The 16,454-nt window shown below is 71.0% G+C and carries 18 protein-coding genes; 11 read left to right on the forward strand and 7 right to left on the reverse strand.

Going from position 1 to position 16,454, the window contains the following annotated elements:
• Positions 1 to 9: 9 nt before the first annotated feature.
• From KIK06_RS25955 to istA, 3 genes are all read right to left on the reverse strand, one after another.
• Complete coding sequence (locus tag KIK06_RS25955; RefSeq protein WP_268645495.1) at positions 10 to 189, reverse strand: hypothetical protein; 180 nt, start codon at positions 187 to 189, stop codon at positions 10 to 12.
• A gap of 478 nt (positions 190 to 667) precedes the next feature.
• Positions 668 to 1,459, reverse strand: coding sequence for an IS21-like element helper ATPase IstB (gene istB / locus KIK06_RS25960; RefSeq protein ID WP_268641605.1), 792 nt, complete (start codon positions 1,457 to 1,459; stop codon positions 668 to 670).
• Positions 1,459 to 2,967 (reverse strand): IS21 family transposase, encoded by a 1,509-nt coding sequence (gene istA / locus KIK06_RS25965; protein WP_017602407.1) that lies wholly within the window; start codon positions 2,965 to 2,967, stop codon positions 1,459 to 1,461. Before istA ends, istB begins: the two co-directional genes overlap by 1 nt.
• 405 nt (positions 2,968 to 3,372) lie before the next feature.
• Here istA and KIK06_RS25970 point away from each other — a divergent pair, with 405 nt between their 5' ends.
• Positions 3,373 to 3,744 carry a hypothetical protein gene (locus KIK06_RS25970; protein ID WP_327084668.1) on the forward strand — a complete coding sequence of 124 codons (372 nt, stop codon included), beginning with the start codon at positions 3,373 to 3,375 and terminating at the stop codon, positions 3,742 to 3,744.
• A gap of 120 nt (positions 3,745 to 3,864) precedes the next feature.
• Here the strand turns inward: KIK06_RS25970 and KIK06_RS25975 are convergent, their stop codons facing one another.
• Together KIK06_RS25975 and KIK06_RS25980 are read right to left on the reverse strand one after the other, a co-directional pair.
• Positions 3,865 to 4,509, reverse strand: a complete 645-nt coding sequence (locus KIK06_RS25975; RefSeq protein ID WP_268645496.1) for a GNAT family N-acetyltransferase — start codon at positions 4,507 to 4,509, stop codon at positions 3,865 to 3,867.
• A 192-nt stretch (positions 4,510 to 4,701) separates the two neighbouring features.
• Positions 4,702 to 5,535: an exonuclease domain-containing protein gene (locus KIK06_RS25980; RefSeq protein ID WP_017601726.1), complete on the reverse strand. Its 834-nt coding sequence runs from the start codon at positions 5,533 to 5,535 to the stop codon at positions 4,702 to 4,704.
• Positions 5,536 to 5,686: 151 nt separating this feature from the next.
• Here KIK06_RS25980 and KIK06_RS25985 point away from each other — a divergent pair, with 151 nt between their 5' ends.
• Both KIK06_RS25985 and KIK06_RS25990 read left to right on the forward strand, forming a co-directional pair.
• Positions 5,687 to 5,887: a hypothetical protein gene (locus KIK06_RS25985; protein WP_017601727.1), complete on the forward strand. Its 201-nt coding sequence runs from the start codon at positions 5,687 to 5,689 to the stop codon at positions 5,885 to 5,887.
• A 52-nt stretch (positions 5,888 to 5,939) separates the two neighbouring features.
• On the forward strand, positions 5,940 to 6,329 hold the full coding sequence (locus KIK06_RS25990) for a hypothetical protein (RefSeq protein WP_017601728.1): 390 nt from the start codon (positions 5,940 to 5,942) through the stop codon (positions 6,327 to 6,329).
• 19 nt (positions 6,330 to 6,348) lie between these two features.
• Here KIK06_RS25990 and KIK06_RS25995 read toward each other — a convergent pair whose 3' ends face one another.
• On the reverse strand, positions 6,349 to 6,912 hold the full coding sequence (locus tag KIK06_RS25995; protein ID WP_268645497.1) for a hypothetical protein: 564 nt from the start codon (positions 6,910 to 6,912) through the stop codon (positions 6,349 to 6,351).
• A gap of 554 nt (positions 6,913 to 7,466) precedes the next feature.
• Here KIK06_RS25995 and KIK06_RS26000 point away from each other — a divergent pair.
• Together KIK06_RS26000 and KIK06_RS26005 are read left to right on the forward strand one after the other, a co-directional pair.
• Entirely contained in the window at positions 7,467 to 7,733 is a 267-nt protein-coding gene (locus KIK06_RS26000) for a hypothetical protein (RefSeq protein WP_017601730.1), read from the forward strand.
• 76 nt (positions 7,734 to 7,809) lie between these two features.
• Positions 7,810 to 8,379, forward strand: a complete 570-nt coding sequence (locus KIK06_RS26005; RefSeq protein ID WP_017601731.1) for an RNA polymerase sigma factor — start codon at positions 7,810 to 7,812, stop codon at positions 8,377 to 8,379.
• Between the two features lie 128 nt (positions 8,380 to 8,507).
• Here KIK06_RS26005 and KIK06_RS26010 read toward each other — a convergent pair whose 3' ends face one another.
• The gene (locus KIK06_RS26010) at positions 8,508 to 9,038 is read right to left on the reverse strand and encodes an inorganic diphosphatase (protein WP_193789801.1); all 531 of its coding nucleotides are present in this window, start codon (positions 9,036 to 9,038) and stop codon (positions 8,508 to 8,510) included.
• A 75-nt stretch (positions 9,039 to 9,113) separates the two neighbouring features.
• Here KIK06_RS26010 and dacB point away from each other — a divergent pair, with 75 nt between their 5' ends.
• The 6 genes from dacB (at position 9,114) to folE (ending at position 16,345) form a co-directional block, all read left to right on the forward strand.
• Positions 9,114 to 10,502 (forward strand): D-alanyl-D-alanine carboxypeptidase/D-alanyl-D-alanine endopeptidase, encoded by a 1,389-nt coding sequence (gene dacB, locus KIK06_RS26015; protein ID WP_268645498.1) that lies wholly within the window; start codon positions 9,114 to 9,116, stop codon positions 10,500 to 10,502.
• A 145-nt stretch (positions 10,503 to 10,647) separates the two neighbouring features.
• Positions 10,648 to 11,727, forward strand: a complete 1,080-nt coding sequence (locus KIK06_RS26020) for a zinc-dependent metalloprotease (protein WP_268646192.1) — start codon at positions 10,648 to 10,650, stop codon at positions 11,725 to 11,727.
• Positions 11,724 to 12,779 (forward strand): tRNA lysidine(34) synthetase TilS, encoded by a 1,056-nt coding sequence (gene tilS / locus KIK06_RS26025; protein ID WP_268645499.1) that lies wholly within the window; start codon positions 11,724 to 11,726, stop codon positions 12,777 to 12,779. The genes KIK06_RS26020 and tilS overlap by 4 nt, the downstream gene beginning before the upstream one ends.
• 109 nt (positions 12,780 to 12,888) lie before the next feature.
• Positions 12,889 to 13,443, forward strand: a complete 555-nt coding sequence (gene hpt, locus KIK06_RS26030) for a hypoxanthine phosphoribosyltransferase (protein WP_017601735.1) — start codon at positions 12,889 to 12,891, stop codon at positions 13,441 to 13,443.
• A gap of 293 nt (positions 13,444 to 13,736) precedes the next feature.
• Positions 13,737 to 15,743 carry an ATP-dependent zinc metalloprotease FtsH gene (gene ftsH, locus KIK06_RS26035; protein ID WP_017601736.1) on the forward strand — a complete coding sequence of 669 codons (2,007 nt, stop codon included), beginning with the start codon at positions 13,737 to 13,739 and terminating at the stop codon, positions 15,741 to 15,743.
• Complete coding sequence (folE, locus tag KIK06_RS26040) at positions 15,740 to 16,345, forward strand: GTP cyclohydrolase I FolE (RefSeq protein ID WP_017601737.1); 606 nt, start codon at positions 15,740 to 15,742, stop codon at positions 16,343 to 16,345. The genes ftsH and folE overlap by 4 nt, the downstream gene beginning before the upstream one ends.
• Positions 16,346 to 16,454 lie beyond the last annotated feature (109 nt).

Here is a 16,454-nt window from a genome sequence, read left to right on the forward strand (position 1 = left end):
GGGTGTCCTCTACTCCTCCGCGACATGTCCTTCAGCGATCGTGATAGCGAACTCCACCTGCTTCTTGAGCATGTGCAGTTCATCGGGCGACATTCCCCAAAGGAACTGGGCACCGCCCTTGACGTTGCTGCTGAGCATGGCGACGCCTGAGCTGTCGTCGATAGGGGTGTAGCTGAAGCTGTACGACACGGAAGACTCGTTTCTCGGAGGGGAAATGTGAGCCTAGTCGACTCCATCCCTCCACGTGGTGGGTCCAGCCGCGCGGCCTGGACACCCCGGCGTGGTGTTACAGGTCAGCGGGTGTCCAAACCGGTTTGGACAGGGTTTGGACACCTGGTTTGGACAGGGTGTGGAACGGGTTTGGACACCCGGCTTGGACGCCGACAGACGCGACGATCACCCTCGAAGGACCGGCTCCGGGAAACGCCCAGAGGCAGGTGAACGGGACCACCCGAAGGTGATCCATCGTGGCCGGAAACCGGACTCTCACAGGCGATCCGAGGGCACCAATTGGGTGACCAACCGTGGTGAACCCTGGCGGACCCTGGGGGACCTGTCAATGGCCAGTGTGTTTTCCCCGCAGGCGGCCAGTAGTTCTCCCCACTGACGGCCAGGCCGATCTCCCCAACGGCGGCCAGATAAGTCCCCGCCGTGGTGGTGTCCGAGGTCAACTCAACGCCTTCACCCCCGCTCCCGAGGTCGCCTGAGCAAGCCGGAAACTGTCACCCTGGGTCACCACGACATGGGCGTGGTGCAGGAGCCGGTCAACCGTCGCGGTCGCCAACGTCTTGGGCATGATCTCGTCGAACCCCGACGGGTGCAGGTTGCTGGAAACCACCAACGACCTGCGCTCATAGGCGGCGTCCACCAGCCTGTAGAACCCCTCGGCCGCATCGGCCGAGACCGGTAGCAGCCCGATATCGTCGACCACGATCAAGTCCGCGCGCAGCAGCCGTGTCACGGCCCTGGCCATGGAGTCGTCCGCCCGGTGCCTGCGAACCAGCACCCCCAGGTCCTCGATGGTGTGCCAGGCCACCGTCATCCCCGCCTCGACCGCGGCGTGCCCCAGCGCCTCGCAAAAGTGCGACTTGCCCGTCCCCGAGGGCCCGCAGATACTCAGGTTCTCCCGCCTGGCCACCCACTCCAGCGTCTTGAGCGCGTCCTGGGTGGGTCGGGCGATGCAGGAGGCGGTCTCGTCCCAGTCCCCGAACGTCTTGCCAGTGGGGAAGTTCGCCCGCTTGCGGCGGGTGCGCAGGTTGGTCTGGTCGCGTCCAGCGGCTTCCTCGGCCAGCAGGACGCGGACCACCTCGGCTGGGTCCCACCGCTGCGCCTTGGCGGTGGGGATCACGTCGGCCATGGCCTTGCGCAGGTAGGGGAGCCGCAACCGGCGGGTGAGCTCGACGGCCTCGGCCATCGGCTCGGCGGGCGGTCCGGCAACGGTGCGGATCGGGGTGCTCATCACTGCTCGCTCTCGTCGTCGCGGGGCAGGCCGAAGGAGGACCAGGCCGAGGTGCCCGGCTGCAGGCTGTGGTCCTCGCTGGCGCGGGTGGGCTCGGCGGCAGGGCGTCCGGCCTGGTGGGCCAAGATGGCGATCAGGTCGTTCTCGGCGAACCGGCCCGCGATCGCCGCGGTCCCCAGCGCCCGGTCAACCTCGGCCGGAGTGTGCAGCTTGGCCAGAGCGACGGCCTCGGCCATCTTGGGCTTGATCCGGCGGGTGCCCACCGAGGCGGCTTCGACCAGCCAGGACGCGGCTCCGGGCCCCAGGGTCAGGAACGCGGCCTCCTCGGCGCTGTGGGCTCTGGGGGTGCGGTCGCCTTCCTTGTCGCCCCGCTCGGGGTAGTGGTCGTCGCTGATGCTCGGGTTGCCCGGGGTGGAGCGCCCGTGGCGGGCCACCTCCTCGGGGCCGCGTTCGCCGACGGCGGTGACGATCAGCTCCTCGCCGTGGAAGCGGGCCCAGACACGGGTGTCGACCAGGTGGTGGGGGACGGAGTAGCGAACCCCCTCCACCGAGATCGTGCTGTCCCAATTGACCCGCCTTGTGGTGCCAAACGCGATGGTGAACGGTTCGGCGGGCAGCGGGTGCAGCCGGGTGCGCTCCTCGGCCAACGCTTCGGTGGGACGGCGGCGGGTTTCCCGGTGGATCCGGTCGTTGACCTGGTCGGTGAAGGCGCGGCAGGCGGTTTCCAGGTCGCCGAAGGTGCGGAAACCCTCGGCCAGGTTGACGTCGGTGGGCACCAGGTCGGCCTTGGCGATGCGCACTGTGGCCTCCGATCCGCCCTTGGTCTGCGGGTCGGCCGGGACGCAGGTGCGGATCGTCATCCCGTAGTGGCGGGCGACCTGCACGATCTCGGGGTTGCGGACCGCGATCCCGGCGATGTGGGCTTCGGTGACGGTCTTCTCGTTGTCGGTGAGGGCGTAGGCGGGCACCCCGCCGAGTCGGCGCAGGGTGGCGTCCAGGCAGGCGACCACGGTGGGCAGGGTCTTGTCGAAGACCGGGATGATCACGCGGTAGCGGGACCAGGCCAGCCAGGCGCACCACAGGTGGGTGCGCCGCCCCCGGATCTTGGGGCCTTCTCCCCAGTCCCACTGCATCCACAGGCCTGGTTCGGGGATCCAGGGCCGGAACACCCGCCGTTTCCCGGCCCGGTAGCGGTCCTTGACCTGGGCGACCACCCGCCGGGTGGTGCGCTCGCCGCCGGTGAAGCCCATCGCGGTGATGCGCCGGTGGACGACATCGGCGCGGACCCTGCCTTGGGAGCGGTTGACGAGTTCCTCGATCTTGTCGAGGTAGTCGTCGATGGGGCGGGCGCGGTGGGTGCGCTGCTCGGGGCTTTGGCCGGTCTCGCGGAGTTTGACGTAGCGGGCGACGGTGTGGTGGTCGCACCCGGCCAGTTCGGCCGCTGCCCGGTAACTCCCGGTGAGGTCGTAGGCCTCCAGGATTTCCATGATCTCCCTGCTGCTCTTCACCCGGTCAACCCTCGCCGACCGGTGTTTGTCCTGGTCAGGCGGGGAGGTATCTGGCCATCAGTGGGGAGTGTCGTGGCCGTGGGCGGGGCCTTAAGTGGCCGCCTATGGGGAGTATCTACTGTCCGCTGTCAGGGACCCAAGAGGACCGTCTGGGCAGGTCATCGGGGGTGTTCGGCCTGGTGTCCGGGTGCTGGAAAGACCTCGTAATGAATAGGTCGTCGGTTCGATTCCGACAGGCGGCTCCACCCCTTTGGGCCCGTCCGGTTCTTCCGGGCGGGCCCGAGGTGTTTCTCCGGGGCTCCCGCGGCCGTGCGGACCGCGGCCGGCGCGGGGGTCGCCTCCGGTCAATGGATGCTTACCGTACGTTGTGTCAGTTCGTGCCTGTTATGACCGGAATGCGGGTAGATGCGCACTATGAGTCTGGTGTTCATGGTGCTCCTGCTCGTGGGGGTCGTCCTCGTTCTCGGCGGGGGCTCCTACGCGGTGCGGCGGATCATCGCCTCGCTGGAGGAGCGCCTCGCGGCCGGACGGGCCCCGGGCGCCGAGCGGGTCGAGCCGTCCGAGACGCAGATCGGCGGATACGTGCCCGGGCCCCGGAGCCCCGACGACCTACCGCCGTCGTTGCGCGCCCGGGTGCGCAACCTCGTGTCGCTGGACCGGACCGAGGAGGCGGTGCGGATCGTGAGCGAGCGGGCCGACGTCGACGAGGAGCGCGCCCGGGGGATCGTCGCGGACCTGGGAGATGGTTCCGGCCCCGGACGCGCGCTGGATCCCTAGGCCCCCTTTCCCGGGGCGGTCACCCGGGGGCTCTCGCCGTTCGGGCGCCGTCGGGGTGCCGTGGCGCAAGCGAGGCGGCGGGTCCGGAAGGGCGCCACCGGCGCCTGTCCTGGGTCCGGCTCAGTGGGACGGACCGCCGGATCCCGGTTCGGCCGTGCGCGATCGGTTCGCCGCCCCGCGCCACCCGTCGGTTCGCAGACGAAAGACCGCTTCGTCGCCTTCGTCGGGGAAGGCCCCCTGCTGGAACACGCCCTCCTGAACGAACCCCAGGCGCCGCGCCGCGCTCCGACCCCGTTGGTCCGTGAGGCGGACGAACCACGTGACCACGCTCAGGCCCAGCGGTCCGAACGCCTGGTCGAGCACGGCCGAGACGGCCCGGGTGGTCAGCCCGCGTCCCTCGAAGCGGGCATCGAGCCAACAGTCCACCGTGCCTGACCGTGCAGGGGTGTCGTCGATCTCCAGGTCGACCATACCGACCAGGCGCCAACCGTTCCCCGCCTTGACCGCGACGGCCAGTGGCAGTCGCGAGCCCTCCCGCCACGCCCGGCCCGTCAGCTCCAGGGCCGCACGCGTCTCCTCCGGCGTCGGCCGCTCGCCGAACTCCGGGTACCAACGGTCGAGGCGCTCGTCGTCGACCTCCAGCAGCGCGTGACAGGCCTGCGCGATCTCGGCCGTGCGCGGAACCAGGGCCGTGTCGCCCCCCAGCGGCCAGACGCGGGAGCCGGCGGGGACGGTGAAGGTGCCCGTGTCCGGATCTGTGGTCATGGCGCGACCCTAGGCGGTGTTTTTTGGGTCCTCCGCTTCGCTTCGGACCGTGTTCGGGCGCCCTCAAGGCAGGGATTCTTCATCCTCGTCCTCGCCTGTCGCTCGTTCCTCGCTCGCGGCTCGACTCGTCTTGCACAACCCTGCCGGCGCCCGAACGACACCCCCTCGGGTGACCGTTCCAAGAAACAGGCCCTAGGGCCAGGTACCGTCCACGACCGTTCCGTGGCCGGGTTTGGTCCGGTCCAACCACTCCTGGCGGCTGCGCGCGAAGCCGAGCGCCCAGTGCACCTGCCGCTCGTGCAGCTCCACGAGACCGAGCCCGGCCACGTCCGGGTGCCGAGCCCCGATCTCCTCCGCCACGGCCAGCGCGGCCAGGGCGTCCGCGGCGGCGGTGTGCGCCTCGGTCAGGTCGACTCCGTAGTACTCGCTCATCGCGCTCAGATTGCGTTTGCCCCGCCGGTACGGCTCCACCCCCCGGTCGATCACCAACGGGTCCACGATCGGCGCCACGGCGCCGCCGAGACGCGCCGAGAGGGGCGCCAGGCCGTGCCGCTCCAACTCCAGTGTGAGCACCCTCAGGTCGTAGGGGGCGTTGAACACGACCACCCCCTGTCCCGCCGCCAGGTGCGCGGTGAGGGCGTCGGCGATCTCCTCCAGGCACTCGGTGGCGGGCCGGCCCTCCGCGCGCGCCCGCTCGGTGCTGATCCCGTGGATGGCGACCGCGTCCTCGGGGATCTCCCGGTGGCCGGGGTCCACCAGCCACGTCGTCGCCTTGCCGTCCCTGTCGACGAGGGCGGCCGAGACCACGAACGCGTCCTCGGGGTCGCGGGAGGAGGTCTCGGAGTCGAAGCCGAGCAGCGGGGTGGTGTGCCACCCCGGGTGGTCGCCGCGCACGGGTGGTGTGGGGCGGGGCTCGTGCTCGGCGCAGTAGGTGCGCCAGCGCCCGCCGTCCTTGACGACGACGCCGTCACCAGCGGCGACGGGGACCGAACAGGTCGTGCAGGTCCCGGGGTAGCGGTTGCGCATGGGGGTCCCTCTCCGGCCGGATGAACGGCACCGCCGTGAACGGCGGTGACTGGGCACATCGTAGAACGCGCCGGGGACAGGGCGGGTGCGAACGCGGATGGGGGGAAGGGGCGGTGGTGTGCGCGCGTCCAGTTCTGGGGAAGGGAGGAACATGAGTCTGGAAGAGGCGTCACGCCAGTTGGAAGCCGCGATTCACGACGCACGTGTGTCCTTCGACTGCATCCTCCTGGAGGAGTTGGAGCGGGCGCACACGAACGCGATCACCGCCCGAGCCGCGGTGGACGCCGCCGAACTCGCCATTCGGGTGGAGTTGGACAAACGCGCGGAGGAGAAGGACGAGTCCGTCGACTGACGGGGCCGCGCACTGACCCGAGGTCGATCGAACTTATTTTCGAACAGCGGGTATGCTGGCGGGTATGCCCGATCAGTCGCTGACGCCGGACTGGCCCGCGAGTGTGCACCCACCCGGGTCGGACTCCTTCGAGCAGACGGCCCTGGTGTGGCTGTTCGACCACGTCCCGGCCGACTACCGGCTGCACGGAGTGCTGCGCCGACATCCGGTCGCCCTCTCCCGCCTGGCCCATCAGTACGTGTCCGCCGCGCTGGAGGCCGCTCGCGAGGGGTACCGCACCGCCCGGGTGGACCTGCGCGAGCACCTGCCGCCCCACGCGCTGGACCAGGTGATGAACGCCTATCTGGAGGAGGGACGGCGCACCGCGGCCGTCCTCCGCTCGATCGAGGCGGTGGACACCGAACTCCGCGCGCTCGCCACGGGGCGCGGCGCCGATGTGTGACGCCGACTCCCGGACGGACTCAGGCGGTCACCCGGACCACGACGGCGACCTCGTCACCGGTGTTCACGAGGTGCTGGGTCGGCGGGCGCTCCCCGGCCGCGTGCTGGCCCGATCCCACGACCCGGGCACGCCCGGCGGTCAACTCGGCCGCCGACAGCATCTCCCCTCCCGGGCCCGACGCGATCAGGTGCGCGCGCCCGCTGACCAGGAACAGGACCTCCAGGGAGTGCCGCCGTCCCGGCTGCGCGGCCGGTTCGGGCACGAAGGTGTTCGGTTCGAGCGCCACCGCGGTCACCCGGAGCCGCCCGTTGGCGTGGCGGCGGGCCGCGCGGGGAGCGGGCTGCCACCGACCCCGCCGGGACGGCCAGAGCGTGGGTCGGCGCATCGCGTCGGCGGCCCCGCGCGCGGCCGCGACCAGGCGGCCGATCGTCGGCAGGCGGCGTTCGTTCAGGTGGGCGTAGCCGGACCGGCGGCCGGCGTCGACCACGTCGCCGATCCCCTCCGGGGAGACCCGGGCGGGGCGGGCGGGAGCGGTCGCGGGAGCGGATTCGGCGCGGAGGGCGGTGGAAGCCTGCTGGAGCATCGTGGGAAGATCCTTCACGTGCGCGCGCCCCGGCGGCGGGGGCGCGCTGATGTCGTCGATGGGCCCCGGCGAGCCGAGGCGGCGGGGGTGACCGCCGGGCGCGCGGACGCGGAGGCGGGACACCCCGGGCGGATGCGGGCCGCCGTCAGCTCACACGAGAACGTGGACGGGGCGGACACGCACCGGGTCGGTCGGGCACGGGCGTGCGGGCACGCCTGGCGGAGCGACTCAGCGACGACAACACGGACACGCCTCGACGGCCAGGTGGCAGGGGGCCCCGGGGGCCGTGCGAGCCATGGCGTCGGCGGACGTGTGCGGATGCATGGTTCCAAGGAGACCAGCAAAGTCCTGGAGGAGTCAAGCGATCGTGGGCAAACGCGCGTGTCGATCGTCTCACCCGGTCACCGCCCCGGGCGTGTTGCGGGTGGCGTCGCGTGGTGGTGACATGTGGAGCCCGTGGGCGGCGTGTGAGCGACGCCGGTACGGGACCCTCCCCATCCCCCAGCCGCAGTGTCAGGAGTGGCCGTGATGGCATCCGCCCCCCGGGAACCCAGGTGAGTCCGGGCGCACCGGGCCTGTGGGCGCGTGTCCTCGTGCGCGCGCTCGTCGTCGCGGCCGCCGGGGTGATGGCTCTCGGTTTCTTCGGTCCAGGGGCGGCGGTGCTGGTCGCGGGGCTCGCCACGCTCACGTACGTGCTCCTGTGGCTGCGCGGGCACACGCTGACCCGCGCCGCCCGGCAGCCCGCGTCCACGCCGTACCGGGGACTGGATCCCGGCGGGGCGGTCGACGCGGCCGACGGCGGTACCGAGCGTGACGGCTGAGTCGGAAGGCGCGGAACGGGGGGTCTTTCCGCAAAGGGGAGAAGGGCGTGTCGCGCGCGGCGTAGATTCTAGGTCTATGACGGACCGGGATCTTCTCCGCGCCCTGCGCTCCACCAGCACCTCGGAGGCGGACGCCTACGCGTACCTGCTCGACTCCTACGGGGACGAGCTGTACCGGAGCTGCATCCTGGTTCTGCGCGACCGCGACACCGCGCACGTCGTGCTCCGGGACACGCTCATCGTCGCGCACGCGCACATCGGCCACCTTCGGGACGCCGGCCGCCTGCGGGAGTGGCTGCACGCCCTGGCCGAGGTCGAGTGCGCCCGGCACACGCACGGGAGCGCCCGGCCGGAGCCCGCCGAGTCATGGCGGATGCCCGAGCACACCGAGCTCGTGCGGGCCCGAGTGCTCAACGGTATGACGGGGCCCGCGCTCGACGGTTACCGCGCGCACGTCACCGCCCGCGCCGACCACTTCGGCAGGGACGGGTTCCCGCTGCCCCCGGCCACCCGTTTCCTGGCGCGGGGGTTGGTCTCCCAGCTGCCGTTCCTGGTGATCCTCCTGGCCGCGCTGCTCGTGATCATGCTCGCCGGGTACCTCATCGCCGGGGGGTGGGAGATGGCCCAGCCCCTGCTGCCCCGCTGACGGAACCCGTCTCGGGACCCGCCGGGGCCGCTCAGGCCGGACCGGTTCGGCCCCGGGCACGACGACGGCCCGGCGGGGGAGTCGCTCCCCTGTCGGGCCGTGGTCGGAACACCGGGCGGAACCGGCTGCTACTTCTCGTCCCCGCTGGTGGAGATGTGCGAGCGGTCGCCGTGCACACCGGCCTCCTCGGCGCGCTTGACCGAGGCGATGATCTCCTGCTCGGCCTCGTGGCGGCCGACCCAGGTGGCGCCCTCGACGGACTTGCCCGGCTCCAGGTCCTTGTAGACCTCGAAGAAGTGCTGGATCTCCAGGCGCTCGAACTCGTTCACGTGGTGAATGTCACGCAGGTGCTCCTGGCGCGGGTCCGTCGCCGGGACGCAGAGCAGCTTGTCGTCGCCGCCCGCCTCGTCGCGCATCCGGAACATGCCGATCGCGCGGGCGCGGATCAGGCAGCCCGGAAACGTCGGGGCCTTGAGCAGGACCAGGGCGTCCAGGGGGTCGCCGTCCTCGCCGAGCGTTCCCTCGACGAAACCGTAGTCGGCGGGGTAGGTGGTGGAGGTGAACAGCATGCGGTCGAGACGGATACGACCGGTCTCGTGGTCCACCTCGTACTTGTTGCGCTCCCCCTTGGGGATCTCGATCGTAACGTCGAATTCCATGCTGATCTCGGCTCCCATTGCGACTAATGTCGCCATATAACTACAACGTCTGGCCGCGACACCGAAGGAGGGCAGGTGCCCAGGGTGCGACGGGTACGAGGCGAGGCCTTCCTCGCACTGGCCCTGCTCAACATATTCGTGCTGGTCGCCGGTCTGGTCACCCTCGACGTCATCGAGGCGCGGCCCGTTCCGGCGGAACCCGCCCCGGTCACGGACGCGGAGGGCGTGGCGGCGGTTGAACCCGCGACCTCGGCTCCGGCCGACCCGGGCAGGATCGCGGACATTCTCGATGATCCCATGTCCGGTTCCGGGCTGGAGGAGGGCCTCTCCGGTTTCGTGGTCGACGCCACCACCGGGGAGACGCTCTTCGAGCTGGCCCCGGACACCCCGGTCACCCCGGCCTCGACCACGAAGATCGCCACGGCGGTCACGGTCCTCGCCGCCGTCGGCCCCGACCACGTGCTCCACACCGAGGCCTACCTCGACGCGGAGCGGGACCGGGTGGTGCTGTGGGGTGCGGGTGACGTGACACTGACCGAACGCGCCGACTCCGCAGCTTACCCGCAGGTAGCGACCCTGTCGGAGCTCGCCGACCAGACCGCGGCGGCCCTCGCCGGCCTCGGGCTCGACACGGTCTCCGTCGGGTACGACGACTCCTACTTCACGGGTTCCACCTTCGGTCCCGGGTGGAAGCCCAACTACCTCACCGAGAGCAGTACCTCGCGTGCCCACGCGCTGATGGTCGACAGCGGCTGGGACGACGAGAACGGCGACGGAGTGATCGACGCCACCGAGGGCCGGGCCTACGACCCGCCCCTGTACGCCGCCGAGGCCTTCGCCCGCCAGCTGGAGCGCGCGGGGGTGTCGGTCGAGGGCGACCCGACGGAGACCGAGGCGGTCGGCGACGTCGTGGCCAGCGTCGCGTCGGCGCCCGTGTCGGCCCTGGTGGAGCACATGCTGCTGGCGAGCGACAACAACATGGCCGAGGCGCTCGGCCGGGTCGCGGCCGAGGCGATGGGGGAGGAGACCTCCTTCGCGGGCGCGGCCGCCGCCACCCACCGGGTGATGGCGGACCTGGGCGTCGAGGACGTGGAGCTGTCCGACAACAGCGGCCTGAGCACGAAGAACCGCATCTCCCCGCGCGCTCTGGTCGAGCTGCTCCGGATCGCCTCCGACCCCGACAACCCGGAGTTGAACTCGGCCCTGACCGGTCTGCCCACCGCGAACTCCACCGGCACGCTGGCCAAGAACGGGCGCTATGGCGAGTACGCGCCCACCCACGACGCCGCCGGTCTGGTCCGGGGCAAGACCGGCACGCTCAACGGGGTGAGCACCCTGGCCGGGACCGTCCGCGACCAGGACGGCCACACCTTCTACTTCGCGTTCATGGCGAACGACCCGGGTGCGCGAGGGGCGCTCCTGGACACCTTCGCCGCGGCCCTGGCCCGCTGCGGCTGTTCCTGAGCTGTGTTTGTTCGGGGCCTCCGCCCCGCTTCGGACCCCGGGCGCCGGACGGGGTGGTGATGGGGGATCACCCTGGCCCCTCCCGGAATTCGTCCCCCGATCCCCGTGCCGCGAGGCGACGCGTGGGTAGGCTGGCGGTGTGACTGTGATCGACTGGGACGTAGCCGTCAACACCGGTGTCCGCCTCGTCCGCCCGGGGCCGCAGGTGGACCTCTCCGACGCGCGGCAGGCCGTGGCGCAGTTGCGCGAGCTTTCCAACGTGGCCGCCGGGCACGTGCGCGACTTCACCGGGATGAACCCCCTCGAACCCACCGGACCCGCGGTCGTCGTCGACCGCCCCGGCTGGATCAAGGCCAATGTCGACGGGTTTCGGGTGGTACTCGAACCCGTTCTGGAACAGATGAGCTCCGAACGGCTGAACAACGGCACCGCCGCGGCCCTGACCTCGGCGGTCGGGTCCCGGATCACCGGGGTCCAGCTCGGCGCGGTGCTCGCCTACCTGGCCGGGAAGGTCCTCGGCCAGTACGAACTCTTCCTGCCGCCGGACCCGAGCGGCCACGCGCCGACCGGCCGCCTGACCCTGGTGGCGCCCAACATCGTCAGCACCGAACGCGAGCTGGACGTCGACTCCCGCGACTTCCGCCTGTGGGTGTGCCTGCACGAGGAGACCCACCGGATGCAGTTCACGGCCACGCCGTGGCTGCGCTCGCACGTCCAGGACCTGATGCGCGAGCTCCTGCTCTCGTCGGAGATGGACGCCGCCGACCTCATCGGACGGCTCCGCTCCGCCGGTGAGGCCGTCGCCGACGCCGTGCGCGGCGGTGACGCCAACCTCATCACCGCCTTCCAGACCCCCGAGCAGAACGAGATCATGGACCGCGTCACCGCGGTCATGAGCCTGGCCGAGGGACACGGCGACTACGTCATGGACGCCGTCGGCCCGGAGGTCGTGCCGAGCGTGGAGCGGATCCGCGCCCGTTTCCAGAAGCGCCGCGAGGCCGCCAACCCCCTCGACCGGATCATGCGCCAGCTGCTGGGCATGGACCTCAAGATGCGCCAGTACGAGGAGGGCGCCGCGTTCGTCGGCGCGGTGGTCGCCGAGGTCGGCATGGCCGAGTTCAACAAGGTGTGGACCTCGCGCGAGACCCTGCCCACACTGGCCGAGATCCGCGACCCGAACGCGTGGATCGACCGGGTCGTGCGCCCCGCAGCCATCGCGGAGTGAGCGGACCGCCCCCCGCCGTGGCCGCCGTCCGTTCGGCGGTCCGGCGGGTCCTGGCCGACCTTCCGGCCGACACCACCGCCCTGGTCGCGTGCAGCGGCGGCGCCGACTCCCTGGCCCTGGCCGGCGCCGTGGCCTTCGAGGCTCCGCGCGTGGGCAGGGTCGCGGGGGCGGTCACCGTGGACCACGGGCTCCAGGAGGGCTCCGCCGAACGCGCCGAGTCCGTCGCCGGTGTCCTGCGCGGCCTGGGCCTGTCCCCCGTCTCCGTGCGGACCGTGGAGGTCACGGGTCGGGGCGGTCCCGAGGCGGCCGCCCGGCGCGCCCGCTACGAGGCCCTGGACGCCGCGGCCGCCGAGCACGCGCCCGCGGTGGTGCTGCTCGCCCACACGCTGGACGACCAGGCCGAGACCGTCCTCCTCGGGCTCGCGCGCGGGTCGGGGGCCCGCTCCCTGTCCGGGATGGCCCCGCGCAACGGCCACCGTCTGCGCCCCTTCCTCGACCTGGAGCGTGCCACCGTCCGGGCGGCCTGCGACCGTATGGGCCTGGTCGCGTGGGAGGACCCGCACAACGCCGACCCCCGCTACGCCCGCTCGCGGGTGCGCCACGAGGCATTGCCCGCCCTGGAGCGGACCCTCGGCCCGGGGATCGCGGCCGCGCTGGCGCGGACGGCCACGATGCTGCGCGAGGACGCCGACACGCTCGACGGGCTGTCCGCGGACCTGTACACCGCCGCCCTCGGCGGAGGGGAGGCCACGGCGGTCTCGCGTGTCCCCGCCGGCCCGGAGCCGCCGGACGCCGCGGAGCCGTCGGACGCCCCGGGGGCGGCGGGGCCGGAGCTGTCGGTCGGACCGCTGGCCGAGGCGCCGCCAGCACTGCGCACCCGGGTACTGCGCCGCGCCGCCCTCGCGGCGGGCTGCTCGGCCAGTGCGCTGACCGCTCGCCACGTGCGGCAGGTGGAACGCCTGGTCACGGAGTGGCGTGGGCAGTCCCACATCGACCTTCCGGGCGGAATCCGGGTGCGCCGCGTCTCCGGGCGCCTGCGGTTCGGGCGCTGATCGGCCCCACCGGACACCCGCGGTTCCCGGGCGGGTGGCGCGGTCGCCTCGTTGACCACGTTTATCCTGGTTGCCGCAAACGGGGAACCCAGCAGCGAGGACAGTGAGCGTGGACGCCAAAGACATGGGTCGGGATCTGGAGAAGGTCCTGGTCACCGAGGAAGAGATCAATGCGCGCCTTGCGGAGCTGGGTGAACGGATCGACGCGGACTACGCGGGCAAGGACCTCCTGATCGTCGGTGTCCTCAAGGGCGCCGTGATGGTCATGGCCGACCTGGCGCGGGCGCTGCACACGCCCGTGTCCATGGACTGGATGGCGGTCTCCTCCTACGGGGCCGGGACCACCTCCTCCGGTGTGGTGCGCATCCTCAAGGACCTGGAGACCGACATCAAGGACCGCGACGTCCTCATCGTCGAGGACGTCATCGACTCCGGGCTGACCCTGTCCTGGTTGGTGGGCAACCTCAAGTCGCGCGGTCCCCGTTCGGTCGAGGTCTGCACGATGGTCCGCAAGCCGCTGGCCTTCGAGGTCGACCTGGAGGTCAAGTACATCGGTTTCGACCTGCCGAACGAGTTCATCGTCGGCTACGGTCTCGACTACGCGGAGAAGTACCGCAACCTGCCGTTCATCGGCACCCTCGCCCCGCACGTCTACGAGAAGTAGGGGCCCGGGCAGGTCCGGGGCGAACCGTTCGGGCGCCCGGACCCGGGCCGAAGCGAAGTCGCGGGCCCGAGGAGGACACAGCTCGGGAACAACGGAACGGGGCTTCGTCGTTGCTTCGGTGACGGCCCCGCTCCGGGTGCCCGAGCGGTGTGCTCGCTCGGCAGAGCGAGGTGTACCGTCGAAGATCCCAGCGTCATCGCAGGGAGAACATGTCCGATTGGTCCTGCTTCGGAAAGTCCTCTGGGGCGGGGCGGCCTGGTCAGGAGGGACGGACCCGACAGGGTTCCGCTCACATGAATCTGAAGCGTTTTTTCCGCGGCCCGTGGATATGGATCCTGGCCGTCGCCGTCATGCTCGTCATCGGCTTCCGCGTGTTCGACATCGGGGGCGGTCCCCAACCGGAGCAGGCCGACATCTCTCGCGTCTACGACCTCATCGAGCGGGACCAGGTCGAGAGCGCGGAGATCATCGACCGTGACCAGCGGATCCTGCTGACCACCACGGACGACGAGATCCTCGAGGCCTACTGGGTCGAGGGCCAGGGCCTCGAACTCGGCACCATGCTCCAGGAGAACGCCGACGCCGAGGACGGCAACCTGGAGTCGTACCAGGTCTCGGTCGCCACGACCCCGATCTGGACCACCGCCCTGTTCAGCCTGCTCCCGCTGATCATCATCATCGCCATCTTCTGGTTCATCTTCAGCCAGATGCAGGGCGGCGGGTCGCGCGTGATGAACTTCGGCAAGTCCAAGGCCAAGCTCATCACCAAGGACACCCCGAAGAACACCTTCGCCGACGTCGCCGGGGCCGACGAGGCCATCGAGGAGCTCCACGAGATCAAGGAGTTCCTCCAGAACCCGGCCAAGTTCCAGGCCATGGGCGCCAAGATCCCCAAGGGCGTGCTCCTGATGGGCCCGCCCGGGACCGGTAAGACCCTGCTGGCCCGTGCCGTCGCCGGTGAGGCCGGGGTGCCGTTCTACTCCATCTCCGGTTCGGACTTCGTCGAGATGTTCGTCGGTGTCGGCGCCTCCCGCGTGCGCGACCTGTTCGAGCAGGCCAAGGCGAACGCCCCCGCGATCATCTTCATCGACGAGATCGACGCCGTCGGCCGCCACCGCGGCGCCGGTATGGGCGGCGGACACGACGAGCGCGAGCAGACCCTCAACCAGATGCTGGTCGAGATGGACGGCTTCGACGTCAAGGGCGGTGTCATCCTCATCGCCGCCACCAACCGCCCCGACATCCTCGACCCGGCGCTGCTGCGCCCCGGCCGCTTCGACCGGCAGGTCGTCGTCGACCGCCCGGACATGGACGGCCGCCGCGACATCCTCAAGGTCCACTCCAAGGGCAAGCCGATGGCCGACGACGTCGACTTCAACGTCATCGCCCGCCAGACCGCCGGAATGACCGGCGCCGACCTGGCCAACGTCATCAACGAGGGCGCGCTGCTGTCGGCCCGCGCGGACGCCACCGTGATCACCCACCTCATCCTCGAGGAGGCGATCGAGCGGGTCATGGCCGGCCCCGAGCGCAAGACCCGGGTCATGTCCGACCGGGAGAAGAAGGTCATCGCCTACCACGAGGGCGGCCACGCCCTGGTGGGCCACGCGCTGCCCAACGCCGACCCCGTGCACAAGATCACGATCCTGCCGCGCGGCAGGGCGCTCGGGTACACCATGTCGGTGCCGACGGAGGACAAGTTCCTCACCTCCCGCTCGCAGATGATGGACCAGCTGGCCATGATGCTCGGCGGTCGGGCCGCGGAGGAGCTGGTCTTCCACGAGCCCACGACCGGCGCGGGCAACGACATCGACAAGGCGACCTCGCTCGCCCGCAACATGGTCACCGAGTACGGCATGAGCGAGCGCCTGGGCGCCCGCAAGTTCGGCTCCGCCAGCACCGAGCCCTTCCTGGGCCGGGAGATGGCGCACGCCCGCGAGTACTCCGAGGAGATCGCCTCCATCATCGACGAGGAGGTGCGCCGCCTCATCGAGTCCGCGCACGACGAGGCCTACGAGGTCCTGGTCGAGTACCGGGACGTCCTGGACGACCTGGTGGTCGCGCTGCTGGAGAAGGAGACGCTCACCAAGGAGCAGGTGCTGGAGATCTTCGCTCCGGTGACCAAGCGGCCGTCGCGCGGCTCCTACACCGGCTACGGCAAGCGCCAGCCCTCCGAGCGGCCTCCGGTGCTGTCCAAGAAGGAGCTGGACGGGCTGAACGGCGCCGAGGTGCGGGGCTCGGCGACCAACGGCCAGCTGCCCAGCGCCGCCGCCAACAGGATCGAGGGGGACGAGGCGTGAGCGAGACCTTCGACGAGGAGCGCCCTCCCAGATCCGTCGACCGGTTGCGCATCGAGCGCGCCGTGCGCGAGATCCTCATCGCGATCGGTGAGGACCCCGACCGCGACGGTCTGCTCAAGACACCCGAACGGGTCGCCCGCGCCTACGAGGAGCAGTTCTCCGGCCTCGGCCAGAAGCCCGGTGACGTGCTCACCACGGTCTTCGAGGCCGACCACGAGGAACTGGTGCTGGTCAAGGACATCGAGCTGTACTCCACGTGCGAGCACCACCTGGTGCCGTTCTACGGGGTCGCGCACGTGGGCTACATCCCGGGCGCGGACGGCCGGATCACCGGTCTGAGCAAGCTCGCGCGGCTCGTGGACGTCTACGCGCGCCGTCCGCAGGTGCAGGAGCGCCTCACCGGGCAGGTGTCGGACGCCATCATGGACCACCTCCAGCCGCGCGGCGTGATCGTCGTCGTCGAGGCCGAGCACCTGTGCATGACCATGCGCGGGGTGCGCAAGCCCGGAGCCAAGACGGTCACCTCGGCGGTGCGCGGGATCTTCCGCAGCAGCGACCGCACGCGGTCGGAGGCGATGAGCCTCATCCTGGACCGCCGCTGACCAGGCGCCGCGCGCGATCGCGGCCCCGGCCACGTCAAGCCCCGGTATCCGGCCGTCACGGTCGGATACCGGGGCTTCGCGCGCGGCAGGGTCTGTGCCCCGAGGGGCG

The sequence above is a fragment of the Nocardiopsis sp. EMB25 genome (genome assembly GCF_026797795.1).
GTDB classification, from domain to species: domain Bacteria; phylum Actinomycetota; class Actinomycetes; order Streptosporangiales; family Streptosporangiaceae; genus Nocardiopsis; species Nocardiopsis lucentensis.

Bases quoted from the DNA above. Each gene is read 5' to 3' on its own strand.
- istB (WP_268641605.1), bottom strand. From the start codon at position 1,459: ATGAGCACCCCGATCCGCACCGTTGCCGGACCGCCCGCCGAGCCGATG.
- KIK06_RS25970 (WP_327084668.1), top strand. From the start codon at position 3,373: ATGCGCACTATGAGTCTGGTGTTCATGGTGCTCCTGCTCGTGGGGGTC.
- KIK06_RS25975 (WP_268645496.1), bottom strand. From the start codon at position 4,509: ATGACCACAGATCCGGACACGGGCACCTTCACCGTCCCCGCCGGCTCC.
- KIK06_RS25980 (WP_017601726.1), bottom strand. From the start codon at position 5,535: ATGCGCAACCGCTACCCCGGGACCTGCACGACCTGTTCGGTCCCCGTC.
- KIK06_RS25985 (WP_017601727.1), top strand. From the start codon at position 5,687: ATGAGTCTGGAAGAGGCGTCACGCCAGTTGGAAGCCGCGATTCACGAC.
- KIK06_RS25990 (WP_017601728.1), top strand. From the start codon at position 5,940: ATGCTGGCGGGTATGCCCGATCAGTCGCTGACGCCGGACTGGCCCGCG.
- KIK06_RS25995 (WP_268645497.1), bottom strand. From the start codon at position 6,912: ATGCTCCAGCAGGCTTCCACCGCCCTCCGCGCCGAATCCGCTCCCGCG.
- KIK06_RS26005 (WP_017601731.1), top strand. From the start codon at position 7,810: ATGACGGACCGGGATCTTCTCCGCGCCCTGCGCTCCACCAGCACCTCG.
- KIK06_RS26010 (WP_193789801.1), bottom strand. From the start codon at position 9,038: ATGGAATTCGACGTTACGATCGAGATCCCCAAGGGGGAGCGCAACAAG.
- ftsH (WP_017601736.1), top strand. From the start codon at position 13,737: ATGAATCTGAAGCGTTTTTTCCGCGGCCCGTGGATATGGATCCTGGCC.